The sequence below is a fragment of the Coprothermobacter sp. genome, assembly GCA_013824685.1.
In the GTDB taxonomy this organism is placed as follows: Bacteria; Caldisericota; Caldisericia; order Cryosericales; family Cryosericaceae; genus Cryosericum.
On sequence record PNOG01000013.1, the window covers coordinates 41,526 to 53,728 of the forward strand.

General features: G+C 59.6%; 11 protein-coding genes. 6 read left to right on the forward strand and 5 right to left on the reverse strand.

Annotation, left to right across the window (positions count from 1 at the left end; genetic code table 11):
* Positions 1 to 11: 11 nt before the first annotated feature.
* Positions 12 to 722 carry a hypothetical protein gene (locus C0398_04915; protein MBA4365332.1) on the forward strand — a complete coding sequence of 237 codons (711 nt, stop codon included), beginning with the start codon at positions 12 to 14 and terminating at the stop codon, positions 720 to 722.
* A 119-nt stretch (positions 723 to 841) separates the two neighbouring features.
* On the opposite strand, the gene C0398_04920 is transcribed toward C0398_04915, so the two are convergent.
* Both C0398_04920 and C0398_04925 read right to left on the reverse strand, forming a co-directional pair.
* Complete coding sequence (locus tag C0398_04920) at positions 842 to 1,219, reverse strand: hypothetical protein (protein MBA4365333.1); 378 nt, start codon at positions 1,217 to 1,219, stop codon at positions 842 to 844.
* A gap of 147 nt (positions 1,220 to 1,366) precedes the next feature.
* Positions 1,367 to 1,762, reverse strand: a complete 396-nt coding sequence (locus tag C0398_04925) for a hypothetical protein (protein ID MBA4365334.1) — start codon at positions 1,760 to 1,762, stop codon at positions 1,367 to 1,369.
* Between the two features lie 147 nt (positions 1,763 to 1,909).
* On the opposite strand from C0398_04925, the gene C0398_04930 reads away from it, so the two are divergent.
* The 4 genes from C0398_04930 to C0398_04945 all read left to right on the forward strand — a co-directional run bounded on the left by C0398_04930 (position 1,910) and on the right by C0398_04945 (position 6,294).
* Complete coding sequence (locus C0398_04930; GenBank protein MBA4365335.1) at positions 1,910 to 2,236, forward strand: cupin domain-containing protein; 327 nt, start codon at positions 1,910 to 1,912, stop codon at positions 2,234 to 2,236.
* Between the two features lie 9 nt (positions 2,237 to 2,245).
* Positions 2,246 to 3,337, forward strand: coding sequence for a magnesium and cobalt transport protein CorA (gene corA / locus C0398_04935; protein ID MBA4365336.1), 1,092 nt, complete (start codon positions 2,246 to 2,248; stop codon positions 3,335 to 3,337).
* 112 nt (positions 3,338 to 3,449) lie between these two features.
* Complete coding sequence (locus tag C0398_04940) at positions 3,450 to 5,342, forward strand: phosphoenolpyruvate carboxykinase (GTP) (GenBank protein ID MBA4365337.1); 1,893 nt, start codon at positions 3,450 to 3,452, stop codon at positions 5,340 to 5,342.
* Between the two features lie 193 nt (positions 5,343 to 5,535).
* Complete coding sequence (locus C0398_04945; protein MBA4365338.1) at positions 5,536 to 6,294, forward strand: class I SAM-dependent methyltransferase; 759 nt, start codon at positions 5,536 to 5,538, stop codon at positions 6,292 to 6,294.
* A 96-nt stretch (positions 6,295 to 6,390) separates the two neighbouring features.
* Here the strand turns inward: C0398_04945 and ptsP are convergent, their stop codons facing one another.
* From ptsP to C0398_04960, 3 genes are all read right to left on the reverse strand, one after another.
* Complete coding sequence (gene ptsP, locus C0398_04950; GenBank protein ID MBA4365339.1) at positions 6,391 to 7,671, reverse strand: phosphoenolpyruvate--protein phosphotransferase; 1,281 nt, start codon at positions 7,669 to 7,671, stop codon at positions 6,391 to 6,393.
* Between the two features lie 210 nt (positions 7,672 to 7,881).
* The gene (locus C0398_04955; protein MBA4365340.1) at positions 7,882 to 8,979 is read right to left on the reverse strand and encodes a hypothetical protein; all 1,098 of its coding nucleotides are present in this window, start codon (positions 8,977 to 8,979) and stop codon (positions 7,882 to 7,884) included.
* Between the two features lie 59 nt (positions 8,980 to 9,038).
* Positions 9,039 to 10,316 (reverse strand): Mg2+/Co2+ transporter, encoded by a 1,278-nt coding sequence (locus C0398_04960; protein ID MBA4365341.1) that lies wholly within the window; start codon positions 10,314 to 10,316, stop codon positions 9,039 to 9,041.
* Between the two features lie 215 nt (positions 10,317 to 10,531).
* Here C0398_04960 and cas6 point away from each other — a divergent pair, with 215 nt between their 5' ends.
* Positions 10,532 to 12,199 carry a CRISPR-associated endoribonuclease Cas6 gene (gene cas6, locus C0398_04965; GenBank protein MBA4365342.1) on the forward strand — a complete coding sequence of 556 codons (1,668 nt, stop codon included), beginning with the start codon at positions 10,532 to 10,534 and terminating at the stop codon, positions 12,197 to 12,199.
* Positions 12,200 to 12,203 lie beyond the last annotated feature (4 nt).

Consider the following 12,203-nt stretch of genomic DNA (forward strand, 5'->3'; position numbering starts at 1 on the left):
TTATCGAGGCGATGGAGCGCGAGGGTGGATATGCGACACTCGGACGACTCTATCAAGTTGTACCGACCATAGCAGAGTGCGCCTGGGAGACAAAGACACCCTTCGCATCCGTTCGCAGGATTGTGCAGGACCCGCGTTTCTTCTTCAGAATCCGTCCGGGTTTGTGGGCACTGAACGACTGTCGAGACCGTTTGCCCGAAAGCATCTTGCCGTCAGGGAAGACCCCTATTGCCAAGGTGAACGAGAACACTCACGCATACTATCAGGGGCTAATTGTCCAAGTTGGAGCTATGCGCCACATGGAGACTTTTGTGCCATTACAGGACAAGAACAAGCCGTTCATGCAACAAACCTTGGCATCGGTTGCAACTGTCCCGGTGATGTACAAGTTCACGTATGACGAGACGCTGAGAAAGGCTCAGACTGTGGACGTCGTGTGGTTCAACGAAAGGAAGATGCCCGAGGCTTTCTTTGAGGTCGAGAACTCGACGGATATGCTGAATGCGCTGTCAAAGTTCGTGCAGTTGCAGGACTTCGCAGCTCGCTTCTTCATTGTAGCTGACGCCTTGCGGAAGCGCGAATTCACGGACAAGGTCGCTCTGACGGCATTCGGCGATGTGTGCAATCGAGTTCTGTTTGAAAGCTATGAACATATCGCAGATCTGCATGCGAAGCTAACAGAGTTGGCTATGCTCGAACAAGGCGAGGGCCAAACGCTTTAGCACACTGCTCGGCTTCTCCTGCTGCTGGCGTCCGCGCGAGGGCGTACTTCTACTCGGATCGGGGCGTCGAATTGGACAGGTTCAATCGGAGCATCCAGAACTGCTTGGTGGGGGTTCGTTCAGGGGTTGACAGTCAGCAGGACTGAGTGGGTACGGACCGCAATGGAGTTGGGATAACCGATGCGGATGTAGCCGAAGTACAGGGTGACCTTGCCGGGAGCGACAGCGCGAAAGGTCCAGACCTCGGTTCTTGCGACGGTCTCCTTGGCATCTGGTTGATCCAGGAGCTGTACCTTCGTTTTGTCGGTGGCCAGCAGATCCCACCGGAATGCCGGATCGGCACTGCTGTCGAGCGTGACCGTGAAGGTTTCGCCGACATGCGCCTGGACTCCAGGGATGGGCTTGAGGGATTTCTTGACCATCGGGATGATGACGACGAGGACGAGGGCGATCAGCGCAAAGGTCAGGACCTGCTTCACGGCATCTGTCATTTTCATAGTGGACAGTATATGCAGATGCCGCCGAAAAGCATGGCCATGCGAGGCCTGGTGTCTCGAAAGAGCGTGGTCGGAGACTGCACGGGAGGGTGTATGACCACGCCCCGCAGTGGCAGGCTGCGGGGCGGTTCAGGTTTCGTGATTGTTCTACTTGACGGTGACCGTGATGGTCCTGGTCTTGACAGGAGGGACGCTCTCCCAGAGACGGGCGTAGGCCAGCGTGATGGTGGTCGTTCCCTTGCCGACGGCCTTGAACGTGAAGGTGTCCGTGCCGCCCCCTCCAACGACCTGGGGGTCGCGGGCCTCTGCTTCATACGTATTGCCGACGAACGTGACCACCGTCTTGTCGCCGATGGTCTGGCTCCAGTTGTACCCAGTGGTGGCGTTGGCATCCAGTGCGATGGTGAACGTCTTTCCGGCGGCCGTCTCAAACGTATCCCCGGTGACCTGGTCTCCTCCGGAGGCTCGGGTCAGCACAAGGGTGACGACTACGGCGGCAACCGCCACCACAGTCACGATAACAGCCAGCATGCTCCTCTTCATAATCTCATCTCCTTGAACCGGTCGGTGTCCCCGACGCGTCACCCCTAGGACGTACGGAGTGCCGACACGGTTCCCGGGACTACTGTGTCGTCAGTGGACTCTGGTCCAACATCAGGTATCCTGATACAATCAAGGCGGAGGTGTATCATGGCGACAGACGAACTTCACGGCAAGTCAGCACGGCTGGTCGACCTGATTGTGGTTCAGCCAGGGGCGATTGTCAGCAAGACGCTGATCGAGCAGCCGACAGGGACCGTCACGCTGTTCGCGTTCGACAAGGGGCAGAAGCTGAGTGAACACACGGCCCCATTCGACGCGTTGGTGAGCGCACTGCAGGGGAGTGTCGACATTATCCTGGACGGCGTGCATCACACACTGGCAGCGGGCGACGCCATCGTCATGCCGGCCGGCATCGTCCATGCCGTCGATGCGCTGGAGCCCTGCGTGTGGCTCCTTACCATGATACGCTCCTGAAGCGCTGACATGCGAGAGGACCATGCGCACGGCAAGGACCGGTCCACGCGGGCCGGGCGAACGCCTAAGCCTAGGACGGGCACTCCGCCGGGAACGCTGACTGTTCCGCCTGCAGATGCCGTGATTCCACCGACCCATATCCGGGTCCTGTGGTATGACCAGGACCACTGCGAGGAGCAGGAGTCCGGAGAAGCCCGTATCTGCGCCGCCTACGCTGGCCGGGCAGGGACCACCTGGATCGATGTCACCGGTGTCGGTGACCCGGCGGTCCTGCAGGAGCTAGGGCGGACGTATGGCCTGCATCCTCTTGCACTCGAAGACATCCAGAACCTGCGGGAGCGCCCGAAGGTGGAGACGTATGAAGGCCAGAAGTTCGTGGTGTTTCGGCTTGCCCGCATCAGCGGCAGCGTGTCCATGGAGCAGGTCTCAGCGTTTCTCGTGGGGTCCACGCTGATCACGTTCCAGGAGGACCCGATCGACCCATGGGAGGCCGTGCGTACAGCCATTCGCGGAGGGGCGGGCCGGCTGCGGTCCGCAGGTGCCGATTACCTGCTCTACTCGCTCATCGACGTCGCTCTGGATGAGGTCTTCCCTGTCCTCGAGCAGCTGGGGGACCAGCTTGAGGACCTTGAGCAGTCGGTCATCGACAATCCGACGCCGGAGACGCTAAGTGTTATCTTCAGTCTGAAGAGGGAACTCCTCATGCTGCGTAAGACGGTGTGGCCGGAGCGTGAGGTCGTCCTTGGATTGCAGCAGGACCTGTCGGGATTGATCAAGGACGAGACCAAGCTATACCTCCGGGACGCCTACGACCACGCGGTCCAGCTGATGGACATGCTGGAGACCTACCGTGACCTGGCCTCGAACATGCTTGATGCATACCTTTCATCGCTCAGCAACAGGATGAACGATATCATGAAAACGTTGACGATCATCTCGACCATCTTTGTGCCCCTGACGTTCATCGTAGGCCTGTACGGCATGAACTTCCGCTACTTCCCCGAGATCGAGTGGCGCTATGGCTACCTGTTTGTATGGGTGGTCATGGCCGTCGTGGTCATCATCCTCTTCAGGTACTACAGGCGCAAACACTGGATGTGACGTCGTCGCAGGGCTTTCACCCGTTCTCGCCGCCTGTTCGTTCGCGAACAATGGAGTAGAATGTCCAAGTAATAATCATGGCCGGAGGGCCAGTATCGATGGAGGTGTGTGCATGATCGAAAACGTCGCAAAGTTCCTGGAGGAACGGCTTGGCGGGGAGCAGTACGCCAAGCTCAGCAGGATCTCAAATGGGAAGTTGTACGATTTCATTGCCCACTTCATCAAGGTGCTCGATCCAGCAAGCGTCTTCGTCTGTGATGACTCGACCCAGGATCTTTCCTACATCAGCGAGAAAGCGATCCACGATGGTGAGGAGCAACATCTGGCTATAAACGGCCATACGATCCACTTCGATTCGCCTCTCGACCAGGGCCGCGACAAGGAGCACACGAACATCCTGGTGGATCCTGGAGAAGAGATGGGTCCCAGGATCTCGACGCGTGACCGCACCGAGGGTCTCAGGGACATCGGCGAGGTCCTGGATGGTATCATGCGTGGACGTCAGATGCTGATCGTCTTCGCTACGCTGGGGCCCAACGGTTCCGAGTTCGCTATCCCCGCAGTTCAGCTTACCGACAGCCCCTACGTCGCACATTCGGAGAAACTGCTGTATCGGCCAGGCTATGAGGAGTTTGTCCGTCAGGGTGAACAGGCGCACCTTTTCAAGTTTGTGCATGCTGAGGGCGAGCTGACCGAGAGCAAGACGACGAAGAATATCGACAAGCGCCGTATCTACATCGATCTCAAGGACGACATGGTCTACAGTGCCAACACGCAGTACGCCGGCAACACGCTGGGCATGAAGAAGATGGCCATGCGCCTCGCCATCCACCGTGGGTCGCAGGAAGGCTGGTTGTGCGAGCATATGCTGGTCATGGGCATCCACGGGCCTCATGATCGTGTCACCTACTTCACGGGCGCGTTCCCTTCAATGTGTGGCAAGACGTCGACCGCCATGCTGGACGGCGAGAGCATCGTTGGCGACGACATCGCCTATCTCCGCAAGATCGATGGCATCGTGCGAGCAGTCAACTGCGAGCACGGCATGTTTGGCATCATCCTGGGCGTCAACAGCAAGGACGACCCTATCCAGTGGAAGGCACTGCATGCACCCGGTCATCAGGTCATCTTCAGCAACGTCCTCAGGACGGATGACGGTGGCGTCTACTGGGAAGGCAAGGACGCGGCGGTCCCGGAGCACGGCGTCAACTATAGGGGCGAGTGGACCCCGGGCAAGGTCGACAACGATGGCAAGCCCGTGCCCGCTTCTCATGCAAATGCCCGCTTCACGTTGGGCCTGGAGATGCTCGAGAACCTGGACAAGAACGCCGACCATCCTGACGGCATCGAGGTCAGCGCATATGTCTACGGCGGTCGCGATTCGGACACGTGGGTTCCCGTACAGGAGTCCATCGACTGGGCCAACGGCATCGTCGCCTTTGGGGCTTCCATCGAGTCCGAGACGACCGCTGCAACCATCGGCAAGGCCGGTATACGCCAGCACAACCCGATGTCCAACCTGGACTTCCTGTCGGTCCCGCTCGGCAAGTACCTCCAGATCAACGTCGATTTCGCCAGGGGGGCCAGGCGGCTGCCGAAGATCTTCGGCGTCAACTACTTCCTCAAGAGCCGCGATGGCAAATTCCTCAACGGGAAGAACGACAAGAAGGTCTGGTACAAGTGGATGGAGTTGCGCTGCAACGGTGACGTCAAGGCCGTCAAGACTGCGACAGGCTGGATCCCGGAGTACCGGGACCTTGTCCCGCTGTTTGGGGACATTATCGGTCGCGAGTACACGCACGAGGAGTACGAGGCCGAGTTCTCGCTCCGCATCCCCGAGAACCTGAGCAAGATCGATCGCGTCATCGAGAGCTGGAAGAACAACACGCACGACACCCCCGAGGTCCTGTTCACCGAGCTCGAGGCTCAGCGTGCGCGTCTGCTGGAAGCGCAGGAGACCTTCGGCGACGAGGTCAGGCCGTCGCAGTGGAGTGTCATCGCCTAGCCCTGTGACATTGCTGTAACACTGGGGACAGGTCATATTGGTGTTGCAGCGCCCCTCCACACGGAGGGGCGCTCTCGTCATTTCTGACCGATCCCTTCTCGCCAGAGACGGGCTCGCCTGTCAGTGTCATCGGTGTTGACCCCGGGGCGTGCTGGTGCTAGATTGGCTGGAAGCGCACTGGTGGGAGGTTCGCATGGAATCGTCCTATACGGCACCATTTGCACAGGCATACAATCAACGATGGACCGGGTTTGTGACGCTGGTCGGGCCGAGATTGCGGACCCTGTACGAGCAGGTCTGTCCGAAGGGCGAGCGGTCGCTGCTCGACGTCTGCTGTGGCACTGGCCAGTTGGCGCTCCAGTTCCTGCAGGCAGGGTATGTCGTGACGGGTCTGGACAATTCGGAACCGATGCTGGCCCATGCGCGCATCAATTGCGCTTCGTTCGTCTCTTCTGGCGAGGTGTCCTTTGTCCAGGGTGACGCGGCAGATTTCTCGCTGTCCTCGCGGTTTGGGCTCGCCGTGTCGACATTCGACGCCCTCAACCATCTGTCGGGCATCGACGCCTTGCTGTCCTGTTTTGCCTGTGTGCACCAATGCCTGCTGCCGGGAGGCCTGTTTGCGTTTGACCTCAATACGATGATGGGACTGCGACGCTGGAACAATGTGACTGTGGAGGATGCCCTGGACGCGATGGTTATCAACCGCGGCATGTACGACGAAGACAAGCGTCAGGGGCGCATCAAGATCTCCGGATTCGTTCGGCAGGAGTCGGGAAGCTGGCTTCGCTTCGACGAGACATTCGTGGAAAGCGCGTGGTCGGTGCGAGAGGTGACCACAGCTCTGCTGGAGGTCGGGTTCAGTGCGGTCTATCAGGCGCGTGCCGCAGACCTGACCGTACCTCTTGCCGACCCGGAGTCCGAACCTCGTGTCTTCTTCGTGGCTCGCGTGTAACAGAATTGAGGTCTGTCCCCATCGTCTTGCGGAAGGTGCAGAACCGGCCCCATGCCAAGACGGGGCCGGTTGTTGTTCCATGAGAACAAGAAGCAGCTAGAGGGATAGGATAATTTGTTTGGCGCGTGGGATCTTGGCGGACGACATGGACAGTTCGTCGATGCCCATGGCGATGAGAACGGGGATGGCCCTCGGATCTCCCGCCAGTTCACCACAGACGCCCACCCACTTGGCATGGGTGTGGGCTGCCTCGATGGTCATGTGGATGAGTGATAGCACGGCTGGGTGCAGCGGCTGATATAGGTAGTTGAGGTCGCGGTTCGTTCGGTCGGCGGCAAATGTATACTGTGTCAGGTCGTTGGTGCCGATGGAGAAGAAGTCGACTCTATCGGCAAGACGCTCGGCATCCAGTGCCGCAGACGGGATTTCTATCATGATGCCGACCTGCAGGTCGTGGTCGTACGCGGCCCCTTCTGCGTCCAATTCGTCACGCACGCTCTGGAGAAGAAGGTTGGCTTGTCCGATCTCCTCGGCGACGGCAATCATTGGGTACATGATCCGCGCCGTGCCGGCCGTGCTGGCCCGCAGAATGGCGCGCAGCTGGGTCTTGAACAGCGTTGGTCTGCGCAGGCCAAGGCGAGTCGCGCGTACGCCGAGGTACGGGTTGGTCTCCGGGGGCAGGTGCAGGTACGGGATCCGCTTGTCTCCTCCGATATCGAGAGTCCGGATGATGACGGGTTTGCTGCCAAAGGCGGTGAGAACGGAACGGTATGCTTCGACCTGCTCTTCCTCGGTGGGAGGGCTGTCGCGGTCGAGGAACAGGAACTCCGTGCGATACAGGCCGACCCCGTTCGCGCCGAACTGCAGGGCTGTGGCGACGTCACCGGGGCCACCGATGTTGGCAGAGACTTCAATGCGCTTACCACTCCCGAGGATGGCTTCCCTGTCCTTGTACTGCGAAAGATGATCCTGTTCGGCTGCTAGGGCGTGGGCATGCTCTTCGAGGATAGCACGTTCCTCGGGAGTGGGGTCCAGAACAACTGTTCCAGCGGCCCCGTCGACGCCGAGGCGTGTCTGTTCGTCGATGCTCGCAAGCGCCGTGCCCAGGCCGACGACAGCAGGTATTCCCAGCGTCTGAGCCAGGATAGCAGTGTGGTTCGTCGTACTGCCCTGCTCCGTGACGAAGGCAAGAACGTTCCTGCGGTCGATCGAGGCTGTGTCCGCGGGTGTCAGGTCGCGAGCGACGACAATGGCGGGGTAGGGCAGTGCCCGCAGATCGGCCTTGGACATCCCCGAGATGACGTCGTCCGGGCGATAGATGTACACTCGGCCGATGGCAATACCTGCTGACGCAGGGATTCCTCTGAGTGTACTCATAAACCTGACCCGGAACGTGCAACACTAGAAGCCGGCAACTCGATGTCATTGCGATCACTGATCATATCACCTGTCATGACCGACGTTCCTCCGTGCGCGGCTCCCCCTGACTGCAATCTGGGCAGAGGCGTCGACTGTCAGTGTACTTCGGAGGCGGGAAATGCAACGTAGAATCGTGAACAGCAGTGGATCGCCGCTCGCGACTCGCCGTCAGTCCTGGTGTGTGGCTGCGCGCGGAGCCTCTGGCGTGCGGAATGTGGTGTCCAATCCTGTCGTGAGGCTGCCGTCTGGCGCGACCCGCACCAGACGCGTATGATACAGTGTGCCTGGTTTGAGCTCCATGACTGCAAGGTCGACATTGTACGTCATGTTTCCAAGGAGTGGCCCCTGCTTTTCTGTGGCGTACTCGTAGGTCTCGGAAACACCATATTCGAAGAACCAGAGGGCTGGCTGACCATCAGGCTTGATGATGCCGTTCAGCACTGCCGACGCCGACGTCACCGATGACGGAGCAAGCGTGGTGACGAGACGCTCGAGTTCGACTGGTTCGGGTTGGTGGTTGAGGATCGCGGCAGGGACCGAACTTCTCGTCGTCACAGCTGGCTGGGTCACAACGGCCGACGTTGCCGGCGTTGCAGGCTTGGGAGCGGCTGCGACGGTGATCGGTGACTTGACGATGTGGTAGTACTTGACGTACGTCCAGCCACCGAGCAGCCAGCCGATGGTTGTCCTTTTCCGGTCGTACGTGTGGGCGTTGAAGAGGGGTTGGCCATTGGACTGCTTGGCCGAAACGAACACGGCATGATGCAGGCCAAGCCAATTGCCAAAAATGGCGACATCACCGGGCTGCAGGCCGGTCGGCGCCAGTGAACTCGAGGACGTCTTCCAGATGGTGGCCTTGAGGGTGTTCGTCAGGAAGGCGTCCAGGCTCGTACACTGCGCGAGACTTCCGCTCTTGTCGACCAAAGGGCTTGCGCGGAGGCTGAGGCCACCTGCGATAAGGCACTGGGAAACGTAGTTGGCACAATCATTGAAGCCATAGCTCTGGAACTTGGGATTGCGCTTGTTCCACCATTGGTCGGCATACTGGATGGCTTTGAGAGGGTTGTACGTCGCAGCGCTCACGCGTGGGGCAGGAGAGAGAACGAGCGAGGAGGCTGTCGCCACGATGATGGCGAGAACGACGACGATCTGCCTTCTCCAGCGTGCATCTGGTTTTGAGGTTGTCACAGGATGACTCCTTTCTTCCCGCGTGGTCCGACACAGGATGGCCAGACAAGGGAAACCGTTCCTTTCTGCCAATCTCATTAGACTCGAGCCGGGGCGTCTTGTCAAGAGCGCAAGAGTGTGATCCGCCTGTTCTGCCGCTAACGAAGGAGATGGCGAAGCGTATCGACCAGGAGCAGGACGTTGAGACCGCTGACGATGACGGTCGTCGTCCAGAGGAGCACGCGGTCGAGTATGGAGTTCACGTACCTTCCCATCACGCGCGGGTTGGAGGTGAGCAGGATCTGCAGGACGATCGTCCATGGTAGCTGAATGGAGAGCGCTATCTGGCTTAAGATGAGGCCCTTGAAAGGGTTGGTGATCACCAGCACGATCAGTAGAGCCCCAAGCAGTGTCATCATGATGCCCAGGCGCGTGTGGTTGTCCGACGGATCATAAGGTTCGCCGGACATGCCGGCGACGATACTGCCGCCTGCCATGCCCGCGGTGACCGACGATGAGAGGCCGGCCATGAGCAGTGCTCCACCAAAGACGATGGCCGCTGCCCGGCCCAGCATCGGCCGCAACATGGCCTGAGCCTGTCCGAGTTCTGTAACGACGGTTCCGCTGACGAAGAACGTGGCTGCAGCAAGGATGATCATGGAGCTGTTGATGGCCCAGCCGATGACCATGGAGTTCAAGGTGTCCACGAACTCGAACCGGAGCTGCTTTTCTACGACGTCTCTACCCTTCTGGTTCAGCTGGCGGCTCTGGATGATTTCGCTGTGCAGGAAGAGGTTATGCGGCATGACGACCGCGCCGAGGACACTCATGATGACAGGAATGGAGCCCAGGGGTATGGCGGGGGTAACCCATCCGGTCGCAACCTCTGCCCACGGGATACGTACGAGCGACAACTCATACAGGAAAGAAAGCCCTATGAGCGACACGAATGCGATGATGAGCTTCTCGATGCGCCGGTAGCCGTTGCTGAGAAGGAGCCAGATGACGGCGGCCGACACGAGAATGGCGCCGATACGCAGCGGCAGCTTGAACAGCAGGTTGAGGCCGATGGCGGCACCCATGATCTCCGCAAGGGCCGTGGAGACGGAGGCGGCAACGGCCGAGCTCAGTACAAGGCGGGCGAACCGGGGACGCATGTACTTCGTGGCCGCCTCGGAGATGCACAGGCCCGTGACGATGCCCAGGTGAGCGGCATTGTGCTGCAGGAGGATGAGCATCAGGGTCGACAGTGTCACCATCCACAGGAGGCGGTAGCCATAGAGCGAGCCTGCAGCAACATTCGATGCCCAGTTGCCGGGGTCAATGAAACCCACGGTGACGAGAAAGCCGGGGCCAATGTACTTCAGGAGCTCCAATGCCTGAAGACGCGGAGTGTGACCGTTGAATGATTTCTGGATCCGTGTGTGCAGACTCATGAGCTGAGTATATGTGGTCCAGACATGTCATCAAGCGTCTGCAGGCAGGTTGTGCCTGTTCGTCTTGAAGTTGTGGTTGCACCGTGCCTGACAACTCCTATAATGATATATCTACAGCAGGACATTCGAACGAGCACCCCAGTGGATGGGGCGCGTCATGGCCATGGTGGCTCACCTTTCCGGTTGTCTGTTCTCTGAATTGAGTGGAGGTATCTATGCGTATCAGGATCGAAGTACAGAGCGCTCTCGGCAAGTTCATTTTACCTCAGGGGTACAACCCCTATGTGCAGGGGCTTGTCAATGCGTGCATCCCCGAAGACATCAAGTGGTCTGGCATCGCGACGGGCACGGAAGAAGCCCATTTCAAGCTCTTCACCTTCTCGCAGCTCTATGCGAAGTCGGTGGAGCGTATCGACGTTGCCCCGCGGGAAGAAGCTGAAGCAGACGGACACGTTCACTATCAGCTGGTGATGTCGTCACCAGTCTGGTTCTACCTGTCGTCGCCCAGCCCCGAGTTCATCCAGGCGCTTACGCCTCGGCTGGAGCAGGCCCATGACCTTCACCTGGAGCGGAACCTCGTGCAATCGGTGCGTGTCAGTGCCGCCTATCCCGTTACCATCCCCACCCACGGGCTGGTGACGTGGCGCATTCGTACGATCAGTCCCATCACCGTGTACCAGAGTGAGAGCAAGGACAGCAACTCTGCACACTACTTTGCGCCCGACGACCCACTATTCTCCAAGATTGTTCTGGACAATGCCGTGCGCAAGTACTACGCCTGGACGCAGGAGAAGGCACCCAGCGATGGTTTCAGTATCAGTTGTCTCGACCATACGCCGCATCTGGCCGTCATCTCGTTCAAGGACACGCCCGTGCATGGCTATACAGGTCGTTTCCAGTTGACTGGAGATGCCAAGCTGTTGTCGTTCCTGTACGAATCCGGCCTGGGAGGCAAGAACTCTCATGGCTTCGGGATGTTCGACATAGCGCCTGAGGGAGAAGACGACGCTCACTGGCGCCGCAGGACAGAAGAAGAGAGCCATGAAGTGCGCAGGACGCCTTCGATGCCTATGGCCGCGGCCGATCAGGAACGACCGGACCGCCACGAGCGGTCGGACAGTCGTGGGCAGGAAGGGCACGTGTGGCACGGCGAACACCACGGTACCGCTGGTCAGAGAAGCTCCTCGAAGAGTGCAGGGTCCAGAGACGACCGGCCGCATGCCGCCCGCCCGCGTCTCCAGGGTGAGCATTCAGATCGCCCGCGTACCGACAGGCCGTATTCGGACAAACCGCGCACAGAGCGTTCTGCGTCGGACCGTCCACATACAGACAGACCATATTCAGACCGCCCGCGTACCGACAGGCCATATGCTGACCGTCCCAGGACGGAGGGACCGAGGCTCGACGGCACACCAGGGACAAGTCGGGGAACGGGGCGTCCGGGGAGTGATAATCGAAGATTCCAGTCTTCGCCACGTAGTGGTCCTTCTGATCGCAGAGGGCCTCGTGGCACGGAGGAACCGCGTCGCAAGTTTGTCAGCCGCTACGCTCCCGATATCAAGCCGGTGAGCCATGAGAAGGCGGCTACTGGTTCTTACAGCATCTGGGATGGCAAGGCGAAGACCGAGTTGCCGCGTTTCGTCCGTCCAGACGGCACCGAGAGCACTGGCGGTCCTCGTCCGAACGAGCATCGCGGGGGACCTCGTCCCGGTGCTTCTGGTCGTTCTTCAAGCGGAGATGGGCGTCCTCAGGGCGACAGACGCGGTGGGAGTCTCGGTGCTTCGAGACCAGGTGGAAGCCCCGGTTCAGTACACCGCCCCAGTGGTGGGCACGGTGATCCGCGCGATCACAGGGGCAGCAAGAGCGGCCCCTACAACCACTAGCTTC